This is a genomic window from Flavobacterium flevense, from assembly GCF_900142775.1.
Lineage (GTDB): Bacteria > Bacteroidota > Bacteroidia > Flavobacteriales > Flavobacteriaceae > Flavobacterium > Flavobacterium flevense.
This window is the reverse complement of sequence record NZ_FRCC01000007.1, coordinates 1-25,847: the sequence shown is the minus strand read 5'-3', so window position 1 is coordinate 25,847 and position 25,847 is coordinate 1. Positions and strand designations below refer to the sequence as shown.

Below are 25,847 nucleotides of genomic sequence, written 5' to 3'. Positions count from 1 at the left end.
ATAAAAAACGCTCATTGGTTTTATTCCTAATGAGCGTTTTTTTATACCTGATTATTGGTTTATTTTTTACTTTGTCTGATAAAAACTTCGGTAGCACCTTGTCCGTATTTTTGATAATTGGCTTCCTGAAAATCAATGTTATCATAACGGCCTAATAAAAAATCAAGTTCGGCTTTTAGAATTCCTTCGCCCACACCATGTATAAAAACTATCTTAGGAATACGATTTTTAATAGCAAATTCTATGTGTCTTTGAGCCGTTTCAGCCTGAAGTGTCAAAATATCATAATTAGACATTCCGTTTTTGTTTTTGACTAATTTCTCAATGTGTAAATCAAATTCCGGAACCCCTACTTCCTTTTCTTTTCGTTCTTTCACAAAACTTCTTGGCTTAGGGATCGCTTTTTCCTTTTTAATTTCTTCAATATTGATCCTTCTGACAGCATCCATTAAATTACTGCTGTCATTGGTTTTTATCAGTTCACTTGCTGTAAAATTCATTACAAAACCATCCTCGGTTTCCACAGTAACTTCCTCCCCTTTTACAGACAAAACGATGCCATTAATAGCATCATCAAGTACGGCAACTTTATCTCCTTTATTCAGCATCTTCTTCTTGTTTTTCTTGATTTTTACTTGGTGTTTTAGCACTTAACTGCATCATTCCAAACATAAATACCGCTATGGCAACTACGGTAACATATACATTTTTTTCATTTGCAGTCTGCTCATAAAAAGCTACCGCAATAGCGAGTAACATAATTGGAAAAATTATTTTCTTCATTTTTAGTTGTATCAGTTTTCAAAAGTAATAAATTTAAAATTGTTGTTTTAGGAAAGTCGGTTGCAATTGGGCAAAAATCATTTTTGGCACTCCTGAAAAACTTTTTCACAAAAAATAGAACTACAGCATGAAAGCATCCTGAATGTTGTTCTTATTATTCAAAATAGTTCAATATATTTGTTTTAAATTATCAACACGATTAGAATCAAGTAGCGCTCTTCTACTAACTATACAATCCAAAAGCGATGACAAAGGATCAGATTATAAAAAATATTAGTTTACTTAAAAGCCATACTGCCATTAATTACGGTATTAAAACAAAAGTGGAACTCTTCACCGAAAAAATTTTTTACACCTTATTTGATGCGAATGCACCATTGAGCGAAAGCATTGATGAATTAGAAAAACAATTTAAAGAAATCGCTTCTATTGCCTGTAAAAAACCCTATTCTTTGTGCAATGAAACCTGGGATCATTTTGTAGCCAAATTACCTGCTGTACTTGAAAAATTAAATCAGGATGCCGCATATATTTTAGAAAATGACCCGGCGTCAAACGGTATTGAAGAAGTCTATCTGGGGTATCCGGGATTTTATGCTATTGCTATTTACCGAATCAGTCATGAACTGTATGCACTGGATTTACTGCTTTTTTCCCGTTTAATGAGTGAATATGCACACCGGATTACCGGAACAGATATTCATGCCGGAGCTCAGATTGATTCGCCTTTTTTCATCGATCACGCCACCGGAATTGTTATTGGAGAAACAGCAGTAATTGAAAAATATGTTAAAATCTATCAGGGAGTTACACTGGGAGCTTTGAGCGTAAGCAAAGAAATGAAAGACTCAAAAAGGCATCCTACTGTAGAAAAAAATGTGTGTATTTATGCCAATGCAACCATCCTGGGAGGCCAGACCGTTATAGGGAAAGGCAGCATTGTAGGAGGAAATGCCTGGATAACTAAATCCATTCCCGAAAGATCAATAGTGACAAATACCACTACCACCGAAGTAAAAATAAAAGAATTAAAATAAATGGATCCGCAAAAAATATTAAACCTGATTGGGAATACACCTTTAGTAGAAACAACCAATCTGGTTAAAAACAAAAATGTAAAATTATTATTAAAATTAGAAGGCAATAACCCCGGCGGAAGCGTTAAAGACAGAGCGGCATACAACATGATTGTTTCCGCATTAGAAAGAGGAGAAATTAAAGAAGGAGACAAACTTATTGAAGCTACCAGCGGAAATACCGGAATTGCCCTTGCGATGATTGCCCAGTTATTAAACATTGAAATAGAACTTATCCTTCCCGAAGATTCTACTAAAGAGCGTACCCAAACCATGCGTGCTTATGGCGCAACCGTAATTTTAACTCCTGCCAGTGAAGGAATTTTAGGCTCCAGAGATTATGCCGATAAAAAGGTGGCTGAAGGCGGTTATATCATGCTGAATCAATTTGCAAATGATGACAACTGGAAAGCGCATTATAAAACAACAGGTCCGGAGATATGGAATGATACTCACGGGAGTGTGACACATTTTGTATCAGCAATGGGAACCACTGGAACAATTATCGGGACTTCTACTTATTTAAAAGAGCAAAACAGCGAAATTCAAATTATTGGTGCACAACCCTCTGAGGGATCTCAGATTCCGGGAATCCGAAAATGGCCAATAGAATATTTACCTAAAATTTTTGATCCGTCAAAAGTGGATCGCACTATCGATGTAAGCGAAAAAGAAGCCCGTGAAATGACCAAGCGATTAGCTCTGGAAGAAGGTGTTTTTGCAGGAATGAGCAGCGGAGGTGCTGTGGCAGTGGCTGTAAAACTGGCTGAGGAATTAGAATCAGGTGTAATAGTCGCTATTATTTGTGACCGCGGTGACCGTTATTTATCTTCTGATTTATTTGACTAAATCATTACCATACAAATATAAAATAAGGCAGGTTTTTAGAGAAACCTGCCTTATTATTTTTTTAGAAAACAACTCCTTAATTATGCTATACTGTCAAAAGCAATTGTAAAAGAAGCCCCTTTATTTTCGCCCTCGCTGGTAGCGGTTAAAGTTCCACCGTTTTTTTCAATAATTTGTTTACAAAGATACAATCCTAAACCTGTAGATGTTTCATCGGATGTACCTAAACGCCCCATTTTAGTGAACTTATTGAATATTTTATCCTTTTTATCATTATCAAAACCTACCCCATAATCGGTAATTTTCAGGTATATCTTTTCTTGATCGGTATAACTGGAAAATTGAACCTGCGATTCCGAAAAAGAAAACTTAATAGCATTATGAATGATATTAAAAATCACCCGAATCAGTAATTCGGGATCTATTTTTAATTTTACGGTACTAACGTCCAGTTTTTTTACCAAGCTGATTTTTTTGGTCTTCATCAACAAACGCATCTGATTTTCAATTGTTAGCATCACATCTTCCAGATCAATAATCACCTCGTCTTCAACCACTTTCAATATCTGATCTTGATCTTTCAGCATTTTTATGAACTTGTCAATATATTTAAATTGCTCCTGTGAAGACTGGCAAATCAATTGGGCTAATTCCGCAATTTCTTCAGTAGGATTGGATTCTAAAATCAGTCTTGCCAAAGAATCCGGATGTCCTGAAAATGTTTTTAAATCATGCGATAGCAAGTAAATTAAATCCTGTTTTTCAATAATAAATTTTTCCGATTCAGTAATCGAATTATGAATATTAGACAACAACAAACCCGCTTCATCAGAAAAATGCAACGGCAAAACAGCAACAGTCTTATTCAGCCTGTAATCATTCAACGCTTTAGAAGCTAATTCGATAGGTTGCATTAATTTTTTTAAAATAAACAAGGTTACTCCGGTAGCCAGCAAAGTCATTATCAATGAAAAAACCAGTAAGGCAGCAGTTGAAAAATTAGCTTTTGAATAAAGGACAAAAAACAAAATCCCGATCAATGGAATGTGAATACCAATAAAAGCTACAAAAAGAAATTTATAAACATAACTATTTTTAAGAAAACCAATAGTTGCTAAATTTTGATATAATTTCATAACAGTTGTTTTGCAATCCAATTCAAATGTACGAAAATATCTTGGCTTTCATCTTTCGAATAGCCTTTTTTAAAGTAAATATTAATTTCGAAAAAAATTGTTAGCTTTGTTTTTTAGCACCATTTGAAAGGTAAAAAACAATATTCTTATGCAGGACTGGCCCTATTTATCTAAATACCAGCAAGAAAACGCTTCCCTTCCTCTTCCCATTTCTGATGAAAACCGGGTGGTCTTTTTAGGGGATTCCATAACGGAATTCTGGAGTACGAAACATGCTTATTTTTCTAAAAACAAATCTTATATTAACAGAGGAATCAGCGGCCAGACTACACCACAAATGCTAGTGCGTTTTAGAGCAGATGTAGTTGCTTTAAATCCTAAAATTGTCGTAATTTTAGCAGGAGGTAATGATATTGCCGGAAATACAGGGCCGGCAACGACTGAAATGATTACCAACAATATTTATTCGATGGTTGAACTGGCTCAGGTTCACCAAATCAAAGTAATCCTTTGTTCTGTTTTACCGGCTAATTTTTTCTATTGGAATCCAAAAGAAAAACCGGCAGACCAAATTATAGCACTAAATGCCGTACTTAAGGAATATGCACTGGCTCACAGAATCTCATTTGTAGATTATTATTCTGAAATGGCTGATGAGCAAAAAGGTTTACAAAAACAATTATCAGAAGATGGTGTGCATCCTAACAGTGCCGGTTATGAAATTATGAGTCCGCTTATCGAAAAAGCGATTCAGGAAATAATAAATAGGACTGTCTGCTAAGCGGACTAAATAAAGAATAGACCACAGATGACACTGATTGAACAGATAATAACGGATTTTTTCATAGTTTTTTGTAAATTAGAATCTGCGACAATCCGTTAAAATCCGTTTTATCTGTGTGCTATCTTCAATAATTTGATATAAGAAGCGGATAATCATACTAAATAATTTATAAAATATACAACAATGAACTATCGTAAATTAGGAAAAACAAATTTTGAGATTTCAGAAATCGCCCTTGGAACCTGGCAGGTGGGCGGAAAATGGGGATCTTCATTTAATGATACAACAGCCGATGAACTTTTGAATACCGCTATTGACAAAGGCATCAATTTTATTGATACTGCCGATGTTTATGAAAACGGTATGAGTGAAATTGCTGTAGGAAGAGTGGTTCGTTCGCGTTCAGAACGAATTTATGTAGCTACTAAATGCGGGCGTCAGATTAATCCGCATGTCAATGAAGGATATCAGCCAAAGGTGTTGCAAAAATATGTAGAGGATAGTTTAAAGCGCCTTCAATTAGACACTATCGATTTAATACAATTGCACTGTCCTCCTACTGAGGTATATTATCGTCCTGAAATTTTTGACCTTTTTGACAAATTAAAAAAAGAAGGAAAAATTCAGAATCTTGGAGTTAGTGTCGAAAAAGTAGAAGAAGGATTGAAAGCTATTGAATTTCCAAATGTGACTACAGTCCAGATTATTTTCAACCTTTTCAGACAGCGTCCATCAGAGTTGTTTTTTAAAGAAGCTCAGAAAAAAGATGTGGGAATAATTGCCCGTGTTCCATTAGCAAGCGGACTGCTGACCGGAAAATTCTCTGAAAAATCTATTTTCGACAGTAAAGATCATCGTTATTTTAATCGCGAAGGTGCTGCTTTTGATAAAGGTGAAACCTTTTCAGGTATCAATTATGAATTGGGTTTAATTGCTGTAAACGAATTAAAAAAATTGTTTCCTGAAGTTAGCAATTTGGCTCCTCTCGCCCTACAATGGATTTTAAATTTTAAAGAAGTAAGTTGTATTATTCCGGGAGCTTCTACCGAAAATCATGTATTGTCTAATCTTTCTACTTTAGATTTACCTTTACTAAATCCTGAAAAAATTGCTGCTATGAACGAAATTTATGAGCATTATATCAAAAAAGAAGTACAGCACTTGTGGTAATTATTAAGTTATAAAAAATAAAATTCAACACAGACAGTAAGTAATGACTGTTTGTGTTGATTTACAACATCACTTTCTTAAATAAATCCTTAATTAAATCGAGTTCTTTCTCGTAAGCCGTATTTTTTCTATTGGCAAAATAAAGCGTGTTCTTCAACTTTTTATGTCCTTCCCAAAGCAATTTTACAGTGCCATTTTCTATTTCTTTTTTACACAAAAAATCAGGGATAACAGCTAATCCGTTGGCACCATTTAAACATCGCACAATAGAATGGATATTGGGAACAATATAATTAGGTCTGAAATCAGGGAAATTACCAAAATTAAGTTGCCAAAAACGAAAAAGATGTTCCATATCTCCTGTTGTTCCATACCATTTTTGGTTTTTCAAATAATCCTCAGCTGCTTTGTAATTTTTCTGTTTGACCAATTGCTGAAATTCCGAATCATCAACTTCACTTCCTCCAACCAAAACAATGGTTTCTGACGAAAAAGGCTCATAAGAAATGGCTGGATAACTTCCTTTTTGTGGAGAAATTACCAAATCTAAAATTCCCTTATCTAAATTTTCGAGCATTTCGGGATATTCACCAAAACGAATAATCACATTAAAAGGTAAACTCGAAATGTATTGTTCTAAAGTAATTTGGAAAGTCTCAAAACACATTCCGATACTAATTGTTGGTGTGTGCTTTTCAGTACTGCGTTGAAAATTTTTCTCGGCATCTTCCAGGATTTTCAAACCTTCGGCAATGGCGTTGTATAAAATTTTGCCTCTTTCGGTGGGAATCATTTTACGTCCTGTTCGATCAAAAAGTTTATAACCTACATAACTTTCTAACGAACTTAGATGCAAACTCACTCCCGGCTGAGAAATAAACAAAGCATCGGCAGCACTGGTAAGTGTTCCCGTTTTATAGATTGCTTTAAAAGTGCGATACCATTCTAAATTGACCATAACTATTATATTTATAATACAAATGTATAATTTATATTATTTTAATAATACAAATATCCCTATTAACTTTGTCCCAACAAAAAAGGATACAACTTATGAAAAAGATATTTATTATTAATGCAGGACAGAATTTTGGTCATTCAGGCGGTTTATTTAACAACACAATTACTAAAACAACTGAAAAATTCTTCGAACAATCTGAAGGAATCAGTATTCAAACCACTAGCATACAAAACGGCTATTCAGCAGCAGAAGAAGTGGCAAAATTTGTCTGGGCCGATGTTATTATTTACCACACACCAGTTTGGTGGTTTCAATTGCCCTACAATTTTAAAAAATACATAGACGAAGTTTTTACTGCGGGACACAACAAAGGAATTTATCGCAGCGACGGCAGAAAATCTATTAATCCGGAAATAAATTATGGAACCGGTGGAACAATGCACGGTAAAAAATACATGCTTACTACAACCTGGAATGCTCCTGCCACCGCTTTTACACTTCCCGGAGAATTTTTCGATCAAAAATCCGTTGATGAAGGACCATTTTTTGGTTTCCACCGCATGAATGCCTTTACCGGAATGACTCCGCTAAAAAGTTACCATTTTCATGATGTGGAAAAAAATGCCAATATTGAAAACGATATGAAAGCATACAGCCAACATTTAGAAGAAACATTCGCTGATTGTCTGATTGCTGTAAACTAAAAACAGAAAATCCGTCCCGGTATCTTTCGGGACGGATTTTCATTTAGCTTATTTCTTTACTTCTTCAAAAATAAATTCGGGATTCGAATAATCAATAGGTTCTGTTTTTAAAAAAGAAGGAATGCCCATATAAATTGAAATAATACCTTTGCCTAACAGCCATTTATTCTCTCGTTTCAGCATAGCAATTGGATATCTTTTTAAAACACCGCCGCCATAAGAATGGTAATAAAAACTACCTTTAAGCGTATCACCGGAAATAATTCCCCTAATCTCACCGGAATCTTTTCTAAACTGTCCATAAATCACTTCATATTGACCAAAAAATCGATTATCTTCTAATTTGGTATATCGAAGCAAGGCAGTATCGCTATCATTTACAGCACGATAAGAAAAAGGAATTCCTTTTTCGTTACTCTTTTTACAACTTAAAATAAGGGTAGAAAAAATAAGTAGCAAACATATTATTACCCAACTTTTTCCTGAGCTATTATTATTCATTCTTTTTAAAACTTTAAAGCAAAGATAAAGCAGCATACCAATTAATTATAGTCTCATTATATAAAAAACGCTGTTTAATAAAACAAACTTCGTTTAGGGGAAAAGATTATAACGGGTTTTCCAGTATCAGCAACGGTTAAACCTAAAAGATTATTTATCTTTGGCGCTGAAAAAAAATAAAAATACAAATTTAAAAAGTATAAAAAACCTGGTTTATTATGAGAAGTGATGAAGTAAAAAAAGGACATCAAAGAACCCCGCACAGATCTTTATTCAGAGCAACAGGATTAGTTGATGAAGATTTTGAAAAACCATTTATTGGAGTTGCTAATTCGTACATCGAAATTATTCCCGGACATTTTTTTCTGGACAGAGTTTCGAGAGTAATCAAAGAAGAAATTAAAGCTAATGGTTGTGTGCCGTTTGAATTTAATACAATTGGTGTTGATGATGGAATCGCAATGGGTCACGATGGAATGCTTTTTTCTTTGCCTTCGAGAGAAATTATTGCTAATTCTATCGAAACGGTGATGAATGCGCACAAGTTAGATGCTATGATTGCCATTCCTAACTGTGATAAAATTGTTCCCGGAATGATTATGGGTGCTTTAAGAGTTGATGTTCCAACCATTTTTGTTAGTGGTGGACCAATGAAAAAAGGACATACTAAAGATGGAGTTCCAATCGATTTGGCTACCGCTTTTGAGGCTGTTGGAAAACACGAATTAGGCGAAATCACCGATGAAGAATTAAAAGACATTGAATGTAATGCTTGTCCTAGTGGAGGAAGTTGCTCGGGAATGTTTACAGCCAACTCCATGAATACTTTGATGGAAGCTATGGGAATTGCACTTCCCGGAAACGGAACAATCCTGGCTTTAACTAAAGAACGTGAAGAATTATACAGACAAGCGGCCAGAAGAATTTGCGAAATTGCAAAAGACAGTGCCCAAACTGAAAAATTCAAACTAAAAAACATTCTGAACGAAAATGCAGTACGAAATGCTTTTGCTGTAGACATGGCGATGGGCGGAAGTTCGAATACGGTTTTACACATGTTGGCTATTGCTAAAGAAGCCAATGTTGATTTCAACTTAGAAGACATCAATAAAATCTCAAAAAGAGTTTCTCATATTGCTAAAATTTCTCCAAGTTTATCAACCGTTCACATGGAAGATATCAATACTGCCGGTGGTGTAAATGCGGTAATGAAAGAAATGACAAAAAGAGGTGACGATATTTTGTTAGACAATCTTACCATTACAGGCGAAACCATATTAGAGAAAATCAAAGATGCTTACATCAAAGACACTAATATTATCCACACTATTGACAATCCGTATTCTGAGGTAGGTGGTTTAGCAGTTTTGTACGGAAATTTAGCCGAGCAAGGAGCTGTTATTAAAACCGCAGGAATTACAGGAGATCGCGTTTTTACAGGAACTGCCGTATGTTTTGACGGACAGCCGGAAGCTATCGAAGGAATTCTTGGCGGAAAAGTAAAAGCTGAAAATGTGGTTGTGATTCGTTATGAAGGTCCAAAAGGAGGTCCTGGAATGCAGGAAATGTTAGCTCCAACTTCATTAATTATGGGAATGGGACTTGGAAATTCAGTTGCCTTAATTACCGATGGTCGTTTTAGTGGTGCAACTCGTGGAGCTTCAATTGGTCACGTTTCTCCTGAAGCTGCCGAAGGCGGAATGATTGGTTTAGTGAAAGACGGAGACGAAATCCATATTGACGTAGATCAGTACATTTTATCTGTAAACTTAACCGATGAAGAAATTGCTAAAAGAAGAGCTGAATTTGTTCCTCTTAAAAAACAATTAACTTCAAGATGGTTAGGACAATACCGTTCTCTGGTAACCAATGCTAGTAACGGAGCTGTTTTAAAATCGGATTTGTAGTATTCTATATTGAAAGATTGAAATAACAATCTTTTTAAAATTCTAAACCTCGTTTTCCTCATTAGGATTGGAAACGAGGTTTTTTTGTTCTAATTTTCTATTTTAGCAATAGTTAAAACTTGGTTTATGTCAGTAGAAACAAGCTATACTTTTTTGGCAAGAATTGAAATTATAGGAATCAATCCGTTTGTTTTTGTACCTGAAGAAATTTTAAATGCTATTTTTGAAAAAGCAGGAAAATCCAAAGGTCCTATTCCTGTCAAAGGGACTGTTAATGCTATTCCCTACACCCAAACTTTAATGAAATTTAAAGGAGAATGGCGCTTGTATATCAATACTACCATGCTTAAAAATTCTCCTAAACGAATTGGAGAACAAATAGAAATAAGTATTGCTTATGACCCCAAAAAAAGAGAAATTCCCATTCATCCTAAACTATTACAAGCTTTAAACAAAAACAAAAAAGCCAATACTGTTTTCCAAAATTTGCGTCCTTCTTTACGGCATGAAATCATCCGCTATATTTCACATTTAAAAACGGACGAAAGCATTGATAAAAATATTCCAAAAGCAATTGCATTTTTATTAGGAAAAGGAAAATTTGTGGGGAGAGAGAAGCCTTAATGTTTTTTTTGTAAGAATATTTAAATATATTTGAAAACAAATAAAGCGATAGAAACTTTCGCCAATCTAACCAATTTTAGATGTATATACGAAGGGTTGTTTCGCCTATAAGTGAGTTGTAAGTAATAAGTCGCAAAACCAACAACTTAACATAATAAAAACAAAATATGGATTTTTCAAATGAATATAATAATGTTCAGAATTCTGTAATTCGAGTTATTTCAATAATAAATCAAGGAGGAATTAATCAACAAATCGTAAGTGCAGGAAGTGGAGTTTTAATTGACAACGGAAAAAGAGTATTAACTTGTAGTCATTGTATTGTTGCTAATACTATAACAGTTGGAGTACTATCTGGACAAAATAATGGACAAATTGGAACAGTAATTTTTAATGATGTGAATCTTGATATTGCTATTGTAGAATTTCAACAAACACTTGGTCCAGGTGTTGTATTAGGCAATTCAAATAATACTCAAATAGGACAAGAAGCATTTGTAGTTGGTTTTCCCTCTCATACTACAAACATAACTGCTTTAGGCGCTCATATTGCGGGCTTTGAACCTAATAATGGAATTGAACTGATAAAAATAGATGCTTCTGTCAATCACGGCAATTCAGGTGGCCCTCTTTTTAATTCAGCTGGAGAATTAATCGGAATTGTAAATTCAAAGTTTGGTAATTTATCAAGTTTTTTAAATCAAATTCAACAAGCGAATACTGGTGGTATATCAATGGCAATAGGAGGAATTGATCCTGTTCAAGTTTTACAGCAATTAATTGCAGAAATGAAGAAGAATTTGAATTTGGGAATGGGTTCAGCTGTGCCACTAAGAGCTATCGGTAATGTTACAAATATTATAGGTGATTTATTAGTGTAAAAAAAGTTTACTGCCTATAACACACGCTAAAAGCAATTTGGGCTTTAGGCTTAATTTGAAGATCGTTTTGTATTTGGAAGATTTGGCAAATCCGAAAGATAACGCTAATTTAATCCCAAACTGCTTGTAGCGCGGGAACGTTATGGGCTATTTTGAAGGAAAAACACTTAAAAATTAGGATTAGAGAATAAATGACAAAGAGCAAAGAAGATTGGGTAAAATCACCTTGGACAATAAGTATAGGAACAGCAATATTTAGTTTTCTATTGACAATAGGTTACGACTATTTAAAAGAAAAACCAATTTTATCAACTATTTGGTCAATATTCAAATGGATTGGAAATATGGTCTGGAAAGTTTTAAATTTTGACCTTAAAATTTGGTGGCTTATAATTGTTTTTGGCTTATTCATTTTAATAATTGTAATCATTGACAAATTCAAGAATGAAGAAACATTAAAACCAGACTTTTGTAGTTATAAAGAAGATACTTTAAAAAAGTGGCGATGGACATGGAGTTGGAAATTAGACAATAGAAAAAATGCTTGGATAATCACAGATATGAAAGCGCATTGTCCAAAATGCGCAACCCCAATGATTGAATATTCGAATAGATATCAATTAAGTTTTGACTGTCCAAGGTGCGAATTTAGAGCTAATGATGCAGAATGTGACGAGCCGCATAAAATTGAAAGAATTATTTTAGACAACATTGACCGAAAAAGAAGCTGAAAAGAAAAACAGCCCAGACCGCCCGGATATATCAACGCAACGATAACGGATTTGCAATCCGTGCCCGCAAAGTTGAGCAACGACAAAACCAAAAAGTTCAATTTTAAATAGTATTTTATCCTATTGAAGCGTGCACGGAAGACAACTCGGCTATCAAAACTTAAAAACATAAACCAAACCTCGTTCCATCAAACGAGGTTTCTTTTTATCTAAAAACTCAATATTCCCACAACTCCTCTGCCCCCGATTGCAGCGAAAAACCCGGAGTTGCGACAGCTTACAAATTCGTGCTGAAAAAGAGCGACTATAAGAAGCTCCTTTTACAGCCGAATTTGTGCTGGAGAAACGAGGATTTGTAGCGGAAAGCGGGAATTGGCTCATAAAAAAAATCATTAAAAACGGTTCTCGATACATTTTTTGTTTCGTCCCGTCCCGATGTTTCGGGATCAGGACTACACAAAAAACACTCGAACTGACGTTTTTAATAATTACGACCAAAACAGAATCCAGATAAAAATCAACACTTTTTAAAAATATTTCCCAATTTGAATTCATAAAAGGCAACAAACACTTATTTTTGCGCCATGGGTAGAAAAAATACAGACAAAGTTGTCTTTCATCAGATAAAAGTCCTTGATGCAGGTGCAAAAGGCGTTTCGGTAGCAAAGGCTCCCGATGGAAAAGTAGTGTTTATTCCGAATGTGGTTCCGGGTGATGTGGTGGATGTGCAAACTTTCAAAAAGCGCAAAGCGTATTACGAAGGAAAAGCAGTGAAATTCCACGAATTATCAGAGCATCGTGTAGATCCTGTTTGTGAGCATTTTGGGGTTTGTGGTGGTTGCAAATGGCAAAACATGAACTACGACCAACAATTGTTTTACAAACACAATGAGGTTAAAAATCACTTGCAACGTATTGGGAAAATTGAACTTCCTGAATTTGAACCTATTTTAGGTTCGGAGAAAAAGTTTTTTTACAGAAATAAAATGGAATTTTCGTTTTCTAACAGCCGTTGGTTAACCGAAGCTGAAATAGGAAGCGATGAAGATTTAGGAAACAGAAATGCTCTTGGTTTTCATATTCCAAAAATGTGGGACAAAATCCTGGACATTAAAAAATGTCATTTACAGGAAGATCCTTCGAACGCTATCAGAAATGAAGTGCGTGATTTTGCTAACGCCAATAATCTGACTTTCTTTAATCCCAGAGAACATTCCGGTTTGTTGAGAACCCTGATGTTGCGTACGGCTTCGACTGGCGAAATCATGCTTTTGATTCAATTTTTCGAAAATGATAAAGCCAGCAGAGAATTGTTATTAGATCATCTTTATGCTAAATTCCCGCAAATTACTTCGTTGCAATATGTGGTGAACAATAAAGCAAATGATACGCTTTACGACCAGGACATTAAATTGTACAAAGGGCGTGATTACATTCTGGAAGAAATGGAAGGTTTAAAATTTAGCATCAATGCCAAATCTTTTTACCAAACCAACTCTGATCAGGCTTACGAATTATACAAAATCACCAGAGATTTTGCCGGATTGACAGGCAATGAAACCGTTTACGATTTATATACCGGGACGGGAACTATTGCGCAGTTTGTTTCTAAAAAAGCTAAAAAAGTAATTGGTGTCGAAAGTGTTCCTGATGCGATTAAAGATGCTAAGGCCAATGCCGAACGCAATAACATTGACAATTGTGAGTTTTACGTAGGAGATATGAAAGTGGTTTTCAACGATGCTTTTATTGCACAACACGGACAACCGGATGTTATTATCACTGATCCGCCACGAGACGGAATGCACAAAGACGTAATTGAACAAATTATGAAAATTGCTCCTGAAAAAGTAGTTTATGTAAGCTGTAATTCGGCTACACAAGCCCGTGATTTGGCTTTAATGGACGAAAAATACAAAGTAACCAAAGTGCGTCCTGTAGACATGTTTCCGCAAACGCATCACGTGGAAAATGTAGTGCTGTTGGAAAAAAGATAAATAGTCCTTAGTACCTAGTCCTTAGTTTTTCACTATGGACTAAGGACTAGGCACTAACAACTAAAAAAATATGAAGAAAACGATTCTGCTCTTATTAATACTCAGTTTCTCCTTCTCCGGTTGTGAGAAAGATGATATTTGTGATGCTAATACCGTTACCACATCGCGGCTAGTAGTTACTTTTTATGACTACAACAATTCTTCGGTAGAAAAGAGTGTCTCCAATCTGACGATAATTGCGGATGGTATGGAAGAAGGTATTACCTATAACGGAAGCACGTTAATTAATGGAAGTACTGTTGCTATTCCGCTGCAAACTACCGCTGAGACGACTACTTTTCGTTTCATCCGTAATTTTGGAAGTACTAATCCGGCAGCACTGCCTAACGAAGATATTATTACCTTTAATTACACCACCGAAAATGTATATGTGTCACGTGCCTGCGGATTTAAAACTAATTTTGCTTTAGATCCCATCACACCATTTGTACAAACAGATGCTGCAACACCTGATTTATTATGGATGCAACTTATTGCAGTAAGAAATTATAGTATCGCTAACGAAAATGAAACACATCTTGAAATCTATTTTTAGTCTCTTTTTTCTTTTTTCGTTGTTTTTTGCAAATGCGCAAAGGAAAGAAGCACCCAAGCCCAAAATAAAAGATACGGTTACAGTTAATACTGTCCCTGCTAAAACTGTTGTTGTTAAAAAGGACACTGTTATAAAAACAGATACGATTATAGCTCCTGTTAAAACAGATCGTTACGGGTTACGGCTGGGAATTGATTTGTTTAAGCTGAGTCGTAGTTTTTATGACAAAGATTATAAAGGACTGGAATTAGTGGGAGATTATCGCTGGAGCAAAAAATACTATATCGCTGCCGAAGTAGGAAATGAAAATAAAACTACCGATGATGCACGCCTGAATTTCACCACTAAAGGTTCGTATATAAGAGTAGGTTTTGATTATAACGGCTACGAAAACTGGCTCGACATGGAAAACATTATTTCTATAGGTATGCGTTATGGTTTTAGTACTTTTAACCAGCAATTAAACAACTATAAAATTTACAACACCAACCAATATTTTGGAGAAATTCCGCCAGTTACTTCGGGACAAAAATACAATGGCTTAACGGCCAGCTGGATTGAAGTTGTAGCCGGAATGAAGGCTAAGGTGTTTAACAATGTGTTTATGGGATTCAGCCTTCGATTCAACAGACTGATTACTAACAAACAACCCAATAATTTTGAAAACCTGTATATTCCGGGATTCAACCGAACCTATAATGGCGATTTTGGAGTTGGTTTTAATTACACGGTAACTTATTTTGTACCTCTTTATAAAAAGAAAGTAAAACCCGCTGAAGAAGTTAAAAAAACACCGAAAAAATAATTTTTCAGATTTCGCAATAAAATATACCAAATAAAAAATGACCGATATGGATTTCCAATATCGGTCATTTTCTTTTAAAAATAAAAAAAACAGACCTGTAAGCCGGATTCTGTTCTCGTCCCGTTCCAAAAAACGAGACAAGACCTTATCATTTATCTAGCCTTGTTGTTACCAACAAGATCGAGCTACCTACCCTTCAACAACGGACGAGAAATCCTTAAATGCTGATATACTTGGTATTTCACCGCATAGAGTTTACCTGGTTTCACTACAGCATTACCTGTACATACTTTCTGTTGCACTTGTCCTATCCCGTCCCGAAAGACGAGATGACGGGTGTTACCCGCTATGCTTCTCTGTGGTGTCCGGACTTTCCTCTTTAATCGAATTTGATTCGGAATAAAGCGATAAGGCGGTCTGTGCTGCAAAAGTACAATAATTAAACCATGTCAACAACTCTGATAAAAGTACATTAGTCCGTATTTATGCAACGCATTCAAAATAAATTAGTTATATTTAAGATTCTTTTTAACTTCTAAAAAACCAATATCATGGATGCTATATACCACTACAAATCGGTTTCTAAAGCTTTAGACGAATTGAGCGAAAATGGTTTTAATTATGACTTTAATCAACATGAAGATGTGATTTTAAAAAACCCTGCTAATTACGAGATTAAACACATCTATCGTTATGAAGGAGAATCAAATCCTGATGATGAAGCCATTGTTTTTGGTATCCAGTCTAAATCCGGAAAGAAAGGAGTTTATGTAACCGGTTTTGCTGCTAATTCTATTACTGAAACGGCTCAGTTATTAATAGATCTCAGCATTAAAGCGAGGAAAAAATAGAAAATTAGTTAGTATTAAATAAACTTAGTGTTAATCTTACAAATTAATATCTGTATAAAATTAAAAATGAAAAACTGTTTCTTATTAATACTTTGCCTATGGTTCAATACTATTTATTGTTGTGATTGTCCACCACATTTAAGAGAAACAATGGTTTCGAAAGGACTTAAATATTCAAATATTGTTTTTTATGGAGAATTAATAAAGATTGATACAATAGAAAGAACCTATTCTTTTAGAATTATTGAACTTTACAAAGGAAATTATAAATCATCCCTCATTAAAGGAAAGTTTATAAATTCAAATTGTGAAATATTCCCGTTTAAAAAAGATTTATGGATTGTATATGCTAACTTCAATAATGACAAAACAATAAAATTAGATTATTGCCTACCGACTCAAACAATAGAAATTCCACCTGGATTCCTACCTCCAATTCCATTATTTACAAGTTCTGAAAGAAAAACTACAAAAATAGATTCATTAAGCAATGAAATTGATAATTTAAAAATCAGAAACGAAACAATGTCTAATTGGTTCTATCAATTGGAACAATTAAGGGCATACAAATTATCACAAAATTTAAGTACAGAAAACACAATAGAGGATTTTAACTTTAAAATCCTTATTACTTCATTAATAATTAATGGGATACTTTTCTTAGCTTTAATTGTCCTTTTGTTAAAGAACAGAAAATCTAAAATTTAAACTCTCCTTTAGATTTTTGAATTTGTTTTTTGAATTTTCAAACCCTATATTTGCTTTCGAATAAAAATTTCTATGGAACAATTTATAGTATCAGCTCGCAAATACCGTCCACAAACATTTAATGATGTTGTGGGACAAAAGGCGATTACCAATACGTTATTGAACGCTATAGAAAACAACCATTTAGCTTCTGCCCTATTATTTACAGGTCCCAGAGGTGTTGGAAAAACTACCTGCGCCAGAATTCTGGCCCGAAAGATCAATCAGCCCGGTTATGATGATCCTAACGAAGATTTTGCTTTTAATGTTTTCGAATTGGATGCCGCATCTAACAACTCGGTAGATGATATTCGTAATCTGATAGATCAGGTTCGAATCCCGCCACAAACCGGAAAATACAAAGTTTATATTATTGACGAGGTACACATGTTGTCTTCGGCGGCTTTTAATGCTTTCCTGAAAACATTAGAAGAACCACCTAAACATGCCATTTTTATTTTGGCTACGACCGAAAAACATAAAATCATTCCAACAATTTTATCGCGTTGTCAAATATTTGATTTCAAAAGAATTACCGTAAAAGATGCGAAAGAACATCTGGCTGAAGTAGCACAAAATCAAGGAATTGATTTTGAAGATGATGCGTTGCACATTATTGCCCAAAAAGCAGATGGTGCTATGCGTGATGCTTTGTCTATATTTGACCGTGTTGTTTCCTACTGCGGAACTAATTTAACCCGTCAGGCGGTTACTGAGAACCTAAACGTACTGGATTATGAAACCTACATCAGTATAACCGATTTAATTTTAGAAAATAAAATCCCTGATTTATTGATGGCATTCAATGATATTCTTGCTAAAGGATTTGATGCGCATCATTTTGTAGCCGGATTAGCTTCGCATTTCAGAGATTTATTGGTCAGCAAAACACCTGCTACTTTAACTTTATTAGAAGTAGGTGAACAAGCACAAAAAATGTACGGAATTCAGGCTCAAAAATGTACTCAGGAATTTCTTTTACAAGGAATTGCTATTGCAAATGACTGTGATTTAAAATACAAACTAAGTCAAAACCAGCGATTACTGGTTGAACTATGCTTAATGCAATTAGCCTCTGTCACTTTTGACGGAGAAAAAAAAAAGCTGAGTCCTTTATAATTCCGCCCACTTATTTTAGAAAAAACGATTATTCAATAGCAGAGCAACCTAAAAAAACGATTGAAACTCCTGTTTCAGCTCCAGTTCAAAAAGAAGCTCCAATTACCACTACACCAGCTCCGGAAATTCCAAAGAAAACAGAAAACGAAGCTACAGGACCTCAGTTTTCGGCTTTATCCTTATCGAGTATTCGTGCCAAAAAAGCATTGGAAGAAAGTAAAAAAGTAGTAGTACGGGAAACTGTCGATTTGCCTACTGAAGAATTTACAGAAACCGAAATGCTCTTGCAATGGACGAATTATGCCAAAAGATTAGGCGATAAAGGTTTTAGAATCATGGAATCTTTATTACTTATAAATGATCCTGTTTTAAACGGAACAACTATCAGTATTGAATTACCAAATGAGGGTTCTAAGCTGGATTTTGAAAAAGAAATGAACGGTCTTTTAGGACACCTGAGAGGACATCTTCACAACCACAATATTAATATTGAAGTCATTGTAAACGAAAATGTATCTATCAAGAAAGCCTTAAACGATCAGGATAAATACAATCGTTTACAAGAAATAAATCCAAATATAGACCTTTTACGTTCTACATTTGGATTAGATATCAATGCTTAATTTAATTTTGATTTTCTAAAATCTTCTTTTCTATTCGGGAATCAGGAATCAACCACATTAAGGCAACTATAAGATAAATGGCCAGTGAAATCCATTGGTTGAAAAAAGAAACTATAATTGCTGCTAAATACAATCCGTCTGATAATTTTCCTTTAATATCTTTTCCTATGGCTTGTGCCAAAAAAGATTTTTTACCATCTAAACAGATAATGGTGGTTTGCAAAATAACAAATGCTACCGCCGACATAAAAAGCACAATTCCGTAAACGGTGACCGTAGCTTTCGCAAAATTATGTTCTCCCATCCAGGCAGTAGAAGCCGGAATTAAAGAAAGCCAAAAAAGCAAATGAAGATTTGCCCACAAAATTTTACCATTTACTTTTGTTGCGCTATGTAACAAATGATGATGATTGTTCCAATAAATCCCAACATAAATAAAGCTTAAAATATAACTCATAAATACAGGAAAAAGAGGAAGCAAATCACTAAAATGTTCCTCTTCGGGCATTTTTAATTCTAAAACCATAATGGTAATTACAATCGCTAAAACACCATCACTAAAAGCTTCTAATCTGTTTTTATTCATTTTTTTTATATTTTAGACTATCCGGTTCTTATACCAATCACTGGATAAACGCACGAGTTTTATTTTTGCCACGAATTACACTAATTAGCACAAATATTACTGATTTTAAAAAAGATTACACAAATTTTTATCTGCCTTTGGCAGATTCGTGGAATATTATGACATCTCAATTTGTGTTATTTCGTGAAATTAGTGGCTTTTTTTTATTTAGTCCGCTCAGCGGACAGTCATATTATATTTTATTAAAATACATGGCTTTCACAATTCCGTCAGAAAGACCAATTTTAGGTACATAAATGTTTCTCGATCCGCTCCATTTCATGGCATTCAGATAAATACGAACGGCAGGAATAATTACGTCGGCACGATCTGGATTTAACCCAAGTTCTGAAATTCTCTGATTATAAGTAAGCGAATTTAAAAAGGCATATTGGGAATTGATATACAAATAAGACATTGGTTTATCCTGCATTTTTCCTGACATTTTAAACAACTTATTGATGTTTCCTCCGGAACCTATTAAAGAAATCTCATCAAAATCGGCTGTGTTTGATTTAATCCATTTCTCAATTTCCTCCCACACTACATCGCAAACCATATTGTTTAATAAACGAACGGTACCCACTTTAAACGATCTGGAATTCACTATTTTTCCATCTGAAAACAAAGTAAATTCAGTACTACCACCACCTACATCGACAAATAAATAGGTTTTATCCGTTTTTAATAAATGATGTAAATCAGTCGATGCAATAATAGCAGCTTCTTTTTTACCATCAATAATTTCGATTTTTATATCGGCTTTTTTCTTAATCAGTGCTACAACTTCTTTCCCGTTGTAAGCTTCACGCATGGCTGATGTTGCAAAAGCTTTATAAGCTTCCACCTTATGAACTTTCATTAAAAGATTAAATGCTTTCATAGCATCTACCATTCTATCTGAATTTTCTTTAGATATCTCACCTACTGTAAAAGCATCCTGTCCCAGACGAATAGGAACACGTACTAAAGCACTTTTATTAAACTGGGGTTCTTTCCCTTCCTGCTCCACAATATTGACTACTAATAAACGCATGGCATTAGATCCAATATCGATGGCAGCATATTTTTTAATTTTAATCATTATTCTCTTTGGTGTTTTAATTTCTTTATTAAAGAATAATTTTCTCCAATAAACCTACTTTTCTTTGGTAATATTTGTAAGTCTCAATTTGTGCTCTGAATATATTTTCACCGTCATTACTACGGTATTTATTGTCTAATTTATACGAATGAAAACGGGCTTTTACATTTCCTTTCCAGCCAATATCAAAATTCTCGATTAACTCATTTTTAATATTTTCATCATATATAGGACAAGTAACTTCGACTCTTCCATCTAAATTTCGGGTCATAAAATCGGCTGAAGAGATATACACTTCTGTTTGTCCTCCGTTACCAAAAATATAAATACGGGAATGTTCCAGATAATTATCTACAATACTGATAGCCTCTATATTTTCGCTCATCCCTTTAATACCGGGAATTAAGGAGCAAATTCCTCTTACTTCTAACTGGATTTTAACCCCGGCATTACTTGCTTCATACAGTTTATCAATCATAGCAAAATCAGACAAACTATTCATTTTTAGCTTCATATACGCTATTCTGCCGGCACGTGCATGAGAGATTTCTCTTTCTATAAACTTATAAAACTTTGTTCTGGTATAATGCGGTGAAACAATAAGATGCTTGTAACGATGCACCCTGTAGTTGATATTAAAAAACTCAAATATTTTTGAAATATCTTTTAATATTTGCTGATGACTGGTAAAAAGTGTTACATCGGTATAAATTTTCGCAGTCGCTTCGTTGAAATTTCCTGTAGAAATAAAACCATAACGCTTCGTTTTTCCGTTTTCATTTCTTTCGATAACACAAATTTTACTGTGAACTTTTAAACCTTTGATACCAAAAATAAGATCAATTCCTTCTTGTTGCATTTGCTCTGCATAAGAAATATTAGAAGCTTCATCAAAACGAGCCTGCAATTCAATCTGAACTGTTACTTTTTTTCCGTTTTTAGCGGCATTAATTAAGGAACTGATAATCTGAGAATTTTTAGCCAGACGGTATAAAGTAATTTTTATCGAAGTTACTTTAGGATCTAAAGCAGCTTCTCTTAAAAACTTAGTTAAATAAGAAAAAGACTGATAAGGAGCGTGCAACAGGTAATCTTTTTGACTGATTTTTTCTAAGAGACTGCCTTCTAAATTTAATCCCGGAATAGGTAAAGGAATATTTTTTTTATACAATAAATCAAATCTTCCCAGATTAGGAAAATCCATATAATCCCTTCTGTTATGGTATCTTCCTCCTGGAATAATACTATCAGTAGAAACAATTTTCATTTTATCCAGAAAAAACTCTAAGGTATCATCCTCAATCATTTGGTCATAAATAAAACGCACGGGTTCCCCTATCCTTCTCTCTTTTACACTGGTCGAAATTTTTTCAAGCATACTTTTACTCAAATCACTATCAATATCTAATTGTGCGTCTCTGCTTATTTTAATCATGTGGGCAGAAATACTGGTACAATCAAAAATATTGAAAATACTTTTTAAGTTATGCCTGATGACATCATCAATAAGAATAACATAGTGTTTATGATCTTTTGAAGGTAAAACAACAAAACGATTCATTGTTTTAGGAATTTCGATGATGGCATAATGAACAGCATCATCTTTTTTCATTACTAATTTTACAGCTAAATATCCTACATTATCTTTTAACAAAGGAAATTCGGCCAAATCGTTTAAGATAATTGTCACTAGTTCAGGACTCAAAGTCTGAATAAAGTAATCCTTTAAAAAAACTTCCTGTTCAGTCGAAATTTCATTTTCATCAATAATAAAGATGTTTTCTGTCTCTAATCTTGATTCTATTTCTCTAAGGATTGCGAGACTTTCGGTTTGATGCTCAATTACAATTTCAGTAATATCTTTTACTAATTGCTGTGCTGATATTCCTCCTAAAATTTTCTCACCGGATTTTCCCGATAAGCTTAATCGGCGAATTGCAGCAAATCGAACTCTGAAAAACTCATCTAAATTATTGGAAAAAATTCCTAAAAACCGTAATCTGTCTAATAATGGAACCGAACCGTCTGCGGCTTCCTGGAGTACTCTGGCGTTAAATGCTAACCAACTTTTTTCTCTGTCAATATACTTTTGATCAAACATTTTTTATTTTAAATCTTTTGGAATTATTATTTTTTTAGTTTTTCCTTTCTTTATTTCTTCCCAGCTATCGTTTTCAAATTGAAGCGAAACAAAGCCGCTGGTAGGCACATTTTCTATAAATTTATCTCCAAATTTATTAACAAAATTTGTAATGGCAGCATTATGCCCAAAAAGAATTACACTATCAAAACTATTATTACACGATTTGATAACTTCTTCTAATTGTTTTTCATCAAAAGTGTACAAATCTTCTTTGTACAAAATATTTTCGATAGGATATAAAATATTCTGCGCGAAAATAACCGCTGTATCCGAAGCTCTTTTAGCAATACTACTCCAGATGATATATTTTGCCGGAATATGTTTTTGAATATTCGAAGAAACTAAATGAGCATCATATAGCCCTCGCTGATCTAAAGGTCTGTCTCTATCTTTCAAAGGCATATCCCAATTAGATTTAGCATGCCTTACTAATATTAAATTTTTCATATACTTATTTTTATGAGGGTCTGTTTTGCAAACTTCTTTCACAGAAAGATACAATTAATCTTGGAATAAATTATAAGTCGAAACAAAATAAAACAGCTGCTCCTTTATCAGTAAACTTGATTTCAATGTTTTAAAAAACCGATTATTTTGTAATACAAAACTTCATTTTGTTAATTTTTAACGCATTTTATCCTTATTTTTTGCATTTTGTCGACTTTTTTATTTCAGGATTCATTTATTAGCTTTAAGTTTGATTTAAATTTGAAACCAAAAATATATTTTCTTAAAAAAATGGAAAACGAATATTTTATTAACAATTTATCGGTTAATAAAGTAAAAAAACAAAATCGGGTTTTAACAGATTTTTCAGAATTGAATTGAAGAATAAAGAGAAGTTTAACGAAGTTATAAGTTTTGTTTCACAATTAAAAATGCTTTTTAACGAGTTTTTAGGTTGTTTGAAGATTAAATTTATTCTGGAAATTTAATGTATTTAGATTCGCTTTAAATTATAGCTTGACCTATTTTTCAATACGAGACATAACACTTAGCTCCAACAATATCTAAAATTGATTATTATGAAAACAACTTTACCCAACCAAAAAATAAAACAAACAATACTTTTTGTTCTATTTTTACTACTTTTCAGTATATCTAATGGTTTTGGACAATCAGAAAGTGGCACGGATGGAAACTATTGCCCAATACCAGGAAGCGCAAACGATGAATATGCTACTGGTACTGTGTTTAAACAAATTATAAACAGTAATGCTTCAACAACTTGTGCAATAAATACAATTTGGGCAAAAGTTAATACTCAAAGCCAAGTATTAAAAATCGGTATAAAAATTGGTAATTCTGGTTCAGCTCTATTCAGAATGTATTTGGATACAGATAATAATGCATCAACAGGATTAACAACTGATTCTTTTGGAGGTACCATGTCTGTAGCTGGTGCAGAATATATTTTAGAACTTGATGCTAAAAATAATTCAACTTTTATTTTATACAAAGCAACTTCATTTAACACAAAAACCATTACAGCAAACAATAACTTTAGTGCTACTAATGGAAATTCTAATAGCTGTACTACAAGTGGTGATGGTCAATTTCTTGAATTTAATATTCCGTTTGGTAGTATTGGAATAAATATATGTGATTCAAATAATCCTGGACTAATAAATATTGCAAAACTAGCATCTGTTAGTGGTGGCTCTTCAACTTCAAATATTTGCAACGATATTCCTTTAACATTTGGAATCCCTCTTAAAGGTTCTGTAGGCCCAAACTCAACAGTTTGTTCAGGTATCAATAGCACCAATTTATCCGTTAGTGGTTTAACAGGAAGTTCGACTATAACAAAATGGGAATATTCAATTAGTCCATTTTCAACTTGGACAAGTATTGCAAATACTACTTCAACACATACAGCAACTAATTTAACTGAAACTACTAAATTTAGAGCAGTTATTTTAAATACTGGTTTATGTACAAATGGATTTAACACTAGTGAAGCAACAATAACAGTCGAATCTTGCTGCACTACACCAGTAATAGCAAATAAAATTGCTACAATTTGCAGTGGTACTTCGTTTACTGTTACTCCTGTCAATGGAGGTTCAGAAGTGGTTCCTACTGGTACTACTTACTCTTGGAGCGCTCCTACTAATGCAACAGGCATTTCAGGTAACTTAGCTGGAACAAACCAAACCAGTATAAGTGGAACTTTAACAAATTCAAATAATTTCCCATTAAATGTAATATACACTGTAACTCCAAAATCAGGTACATGTACTGGTACTCCTTTTACAGTAACTGTTACTGTAAATCCAAAACCAACAGCAACTATCAGCGGTACTAATGCAGTATGTAAAGATGCAACCGCCCCAAATATAACTTTCACAGGAGCTTCAGGAACAGCTCCCTATACTTTCACCTATAAAATAAATGGAGGGAATGATTTAACAGTGACTACTACAAGTGGTAATTCTGTTACAGTGGCAGTACCAACTACTACTGCAGGCTCATTTGTTTACTCACTAGTAAGTGTCAAAGATGCAGGCTCAACAACTTGTTCTCAAGCACAAACAGGTTCTGCTACAATTACTGTAAATGATCCACCAACAGCTACCATCACTGGTGATTTATCAGCTTGTTTGACTACAACTTTAACAGCTAATACAAACGCTTCTTCTCCAACTTATGTATGGTACAAAAACAATGTTGTTATAAATGGACAAACAGCATCAACTTTAATAGTTACTGCCAATGGAGATTACAAAGTAAAAATAACAAATGGTTTAACTTCTTGTGAAACTACTTCAGCAGTATCAACAGTTGTTGTTGAAGATGTAACTAAACCTGCAAAACCAGTTTTAGCTGATGTAACGGGTGAATGTTCGGCTACAGCTATTGCTCCAACTACAACAGATAACTGTTCTGGAACAATCACGGCTACTACAACTAATCCTTTAACTTATACCACTCAGGGAACTCATGTAATCACATGGACTTTTGATGATGGAAATGGAAATGTAGAAACAGCTACTCAAAATGTAATTGTAAAAGATATTAGCAAACCTGCAAAACCAGTTTTAGCTGATGTAACGGGTGAATGTTCGGCTACAGCTATTGCTCCAACTACAACAGATAACTGTTCTGGAACAATCACGGCTACTACAACTAATCCTTTAACTTATACCAC

26 protein-coding genes and 1 other RNA gene are annotated in these 25,847 nt (G+C 34.0%); 17 read left to right on the top strand and 10 right to left on the bottom strand.

Features of this window, described 5'->3' with window-relative positions; genetic code table 11:
• Positions 1 to 59 precede the first annotated feature (59 nt).
• Positions 60 to 608 (bottom strand): Smr/MutS family protein, encoded by a 549-nt coding sequence (locus tag BUB89_RS12155; RefSeq protein WP_073245453.1) that lies wholly within the window; start codon positions 606 to 608, stop codon positions 60 to 62.
• The gene (locus BUB89_RS17995) at positions 598 to 783 is read right to left on the bottom strand and encodes a hypothetical protein (protein WP_073245451.1); all 186 of its coding nucleotides are present in this window, start codon (positions 781 to 783) and stop codon (positions 598 to 600) included. The genes BUB89_RS12155 and BUB89_RS17995 overlap by 11 nt, the downstream gene beginning before the upstream one ends.
• A gap of 245 nt (positions 784 to 1,028) precedes the next feature.
• Between BUB89_RS17995 and BUB89_RS12145 the strand changes: the two genes are divergently transcribed.
• Both BUB89_RS12145 and cysM read left to right on the top strand, forming a co-directional pair.
• The gene (locus BUB89_RS12145; RefSeq protein WP_073245449.1) at positions 1,029 to 1,820 is read left to right on the top strand and encodes a serine O-acetyltransferase; all 792 of its coding nucleotides are present in this window, start codon (positions 1,029 to 1,031) and stop codon (positions 1,818 to 1,820) included.
• A complete protein-coding gene (gene cysM / locus BUB89_RS12140) occupies positions 1,821 to 2,708 on the top strand; it encodes a cysteine synthase CysM (RefSeq protein ID WP_073245447.1) in 888 nt (295 codons plus the stop codon).
• A gap of 80 nt (positions 2,709 to 2,788) precedes the next feature.
• On the opposite strand, the gene BUB89_RS12135 is transcribed toward cysM, so the two are convergent.
• On the bottom strand, positions 2,789 to 3,844 hold the full coding sequence (locus BUB89_RS12135; RefSeq protein ID WP_073245445.1) for a sensor histidine kinase: 1,056 nt from the start codon (positions 3,842 to 3,844) through the stop codon (positions 2,789 to 2,791).
• A gap of 148 nt (positions 3,845 to 3,992) precedes the next feature.
• On the opposite strand from BUB89_RS12135, the gene BUB89_RS12130 reads away from it, so the two are divergent.
• On the top strand, positions 3,993 to 4,625 hold the full coding sequence (locus tag BUB89_RS12130; protein ID WP_083552752.1) for an SGNH/GDSL hydrolase family protein: 633 nt from the start codon (positions 3,993 to 3,995) through the stop codon (positions 4,623 to 4,625).
• Between the two features lie 186 nt (positions 4,626 to 4,811).
• Positions 4,812 to 5,798, top strand: a complete 987-nt coding sequence (locus BUB89_RS12125) for an aldo/keto reductase (RefSeq protein ID WP_073245444.1) — start codon at positions 4,812 to 4,814, stop codon at positions 5,796 to 5,798.
• A 61-nt stretch (positions 5,799 to 5,859) separates the two neighbouring features.
• Here BUB89_RS12125 and BUB89_RS12120 read toward each other — a convergent pair whose 3' ends face one another.
• Positions 5,860 to 6,756 carry a LysR family transcriptional regulator gene (locus BUB89_RS12120; protein ID WP_073245442.1) on the bottom strand — a complete coding sequence of 299 codons (897 nt, stop codon included), beginning with the start codon at positions 6,754 to 6,756 and terminating at the stop codon, positions 5,860 to 5,862.
• Between the two features lie 95 nt (positions 6,757 to 6,851).
• On the opposite strand from BUB89_RS12120, the gene BUB89_RS12115 reads away from it, so the two are divergent.
• On the top strand, positions 6,852 to 7,463 hold the full coding sequence (locus BUB89_RS12115) for an NAD(P)H-dependent oxidoreductase (RefSeq protein ID WP_073245440.1): 612 nt from the start codon (positions 6,852 to 6,854) through the stop codon (positions 7,461 to 7,463).
• A 48-nt stretch (positions 7,464 to 7,511) separates the two neighbouring features.
• On the opposite strand, the gene BUB89_RS12110 is transcribed toward BUB89_RS12115, so the two are convergent.
• Positions 7,512 to 7,964, bottom strand: coding sequence for a hypothetical protein (locus tag BUB89_RS12110; RefSeq protein ID WP_073245438.1), 453 nt, complete (start codon positions 7,962 to 7,964; stop codon positions 7,512 to 7,514).
• A gap of 218 nt (positions 7,965 to 8,182) precedes the next feature.
• Between BUB89_RS12110 and ilvD the strand changes: the two genes are divergently transcribed.
• The 7 genes from ilvD (at position 8,183) to BUB89_RS12070 (ending at position 15,504) form a co-directional block, all read left to right on the top strand.
• Positions 8,183 to 9,871, top strand: coding sequence for a dihydroxy-acid dehydratase (ilvD, locus tag BUB89_RS12105; protein WP_073245436.1), 1,689 nt, complete (start codon positions 8,183 to 8,185; stop codon positions 9,869 to 9,871).
• Positions 9,872 to 9,997: 126 nt separating this feature from the next.
• Positions 9,998 to 10,495, top strand: coding sequence for a DUF1905 domain-containing protein (locus BUB89_RS12100; RefSeq protein WP_073245434.1), 498 nt, complete (start codon positions 9,998 to 10,000; stop codon positions 10,493 to 10,495).
• 167 nt (positions 10,496 to 10,662) lie between these two features.
• Positions 10,663 to 11,376, top strand: a complete 714-nt coding sequence (locus BUB89_RS12095; protein ID WP_073245432.1) for a S1 family peptidase — start codon at positions 10,663 to 10,665, stop codon at positions 11,374 to 11,376.
• 191 nt (positions 11,377 to 11,567) lie between these two features.
• Positions 11,568 to 12,107 carry a hypothetical protein gene (locus BUB89_RS12090; protein ID WP_073245430.1) on the top strand — a complete coding sequence of 180 codons (540 nt, stop codon included), beginning with the start codon at positions 11,568 to 11,570 and terminating at the stop codon, positions 12,105 to 12,107.
• A 584-nt stretch (positions 12,108 to 12,691) separates the two neighbouring features.
• A complete protein-coding gene (rlmD, locus tag BUB89_RS12080; RefSeq protein ID WP_073245426.1) occupies positions 12,692 to 14,104 on the top strand; it encodes a 23S rRNA (uracil(1939)-C(5))-methyltransferase RlmD in 1,413 nt (470 codons plus the stop codon).
• Between the two features lie 70 nt (positions 14,105 to 14,174).
• On the top strand, positions 14,175 to 14,699 hold the full coding sequence (locus tag BUB89_RS12075; RefSeq protein WP_073245424.1) for a DUF6452 family protein: 525 nt from the start codon (positions 14,175 to 14,177) through the stop codon (positions 14,697 to 14,699).
• Entirely contained in the window at positions 14,671 to 15,504 is an 834-nt protein-coding gene (locus tag BUB89_RS12070; protein ID WP_073245422.1) for a DUF6048 family protein, read from the top strand. Before BUB89_RS12075 ends, BUB89_RS12070 begins: the two co-directional genes overlap by 29 nt.
• A gap of 82 nt (positions 15,505 to 15,586) precedes the next feature.
• Here the strand turns inward: BUB89_RS12070 and rnpB are convergent.
• Positions 15,587 to 15,928, bottom strand: an RNA gene (gene rnpB, locus BUB89_RS12065) — RNase P RNA component class A.
• A gap of 127 nt (positions 15,929 to 16,055) precedes the next feature.
• On the opposite strand from rnpB, the gene BUB89_RS12060 reads away from it, so the two are divergent.
• The 4 genes from BUB89_RS12060 (at position 16,056) to BUB89_RS12045 (ending at position 18,844) form a co-directional block, all read left to right on the top strand.
• A complete protein-coding gene (locus tag BUB89_RS12060) occupies positions 16,056 to 16,355 on the top strand; it encodes a hypothetical protein (RefSeq protein WP_073245421.1) in 300 nt (99 codons plus the stop codon).
• A 66-nt stretch (positions 16,356 to 16,421) separates the two neighbouring features.
• Entirely contained in the window at positions 16,422 to 17,063 is a 642-nt protein-coding gene (locus tag BUB89_RS12055; protein ID WP_141384514.1) for a hypothetical protein, read from the top strand.
• 72 nt (positions 17,064 to 17,135) lie between these two features.
• Complete coding sequence (dnaX, locus tag BUB89_RS12050; RefSeq protein ID WP_073245417.1) at positions 17,136 to 18,221, top strand: DNA polymerase III subunit gamma/tau; 1,086 nt, start codon at positions 17,136 to 17,138, stop codon at positions 18,219 to 18,221.
• A 206-nt stretch (positions 18,222 to 18,427) separates the two neighbouring features.
• Positions 18,428 to 18,844, top strand: coding sequence for a DNA polymerase III subunit gamma/tau (locus BUB89_RS12045; RefSeq protein WP_073245415.1), 417 nt, complete (start codon positions 18,428 to 18,430; stop codon positions 18,842 to 18,844).
• A 1-nt stretch (position 18,845) separates the two neighbouring features.
• On the opposite strand, the gene BUB89_RS12040 is transcribed toward BUB89_RS12045, so the two are convergent.
• From BUB89_RS12040 to BUB89_RS12025, 4 genes are all read right to left on the bottom strand, one after another.
• Positions 18,846 to 19,430: a TMEM175 family protein gene (locus BUB89_RS12040; RefSeq protein ID WP_073245413.1), complete on the bottom strand. Its 585-nt coding sequence runs from the start codon at positions 19,428 to 19,430 to the stop codon at positions 18,846 to 18,848.
• 232 nt (positions 19,431 to 19,662) lie between these two features.
• Entirely contained in the window at positions 19,663 to 20,553 is an 891-nt protein-coding gene (locus tag BUB89_RS12035; RefSeq protein WP_073245411.1) for a Ppx/GppA phosphatase family protein, read from the bottom strand.
• 28 nt (positions 20,554 to 20,581) lie between these two features.
• Positions 20,582 to 22,654: a polyphosphate kinase 1 gene (gene ppk1 / locus BUB89_RS12030; protein ID WP_073245409.1), complete on the bottom strand. Its 2,073-nt coding sequence runs from the start codon at positions 22,652 to 22,654 to the stop codon at positions 20,582 to 20,584.
• A gap of 3 nt (positions 22,655 to 22,657) precedes the next feature.
• Positions 22,658 to 23,143: a SixA phosphatase family protein gene (locus tag BUB89_RS12025; protein ID WP_073245407.1), complete on the bottom strand. Its 486-nt coding sequence runs from the start codon at positions 23,141 to 23,143 to the stop codon at positions 22,658 to 22,660.
• 578 nt (positions 23,144 to 23,721) lie between these two features.
• Between BUB89_RS12025 and BUB89_RS12020 the strand changes: the two genes are divergently transcribed.
• On the top strand, positions 23,722 to 25,847 hold a 2,126-nt coding region (locus BUB89_RS12020), incomplete at its 3' end, for a PKD-like domain-containing protein (RefSeq protein WP_143161162.1).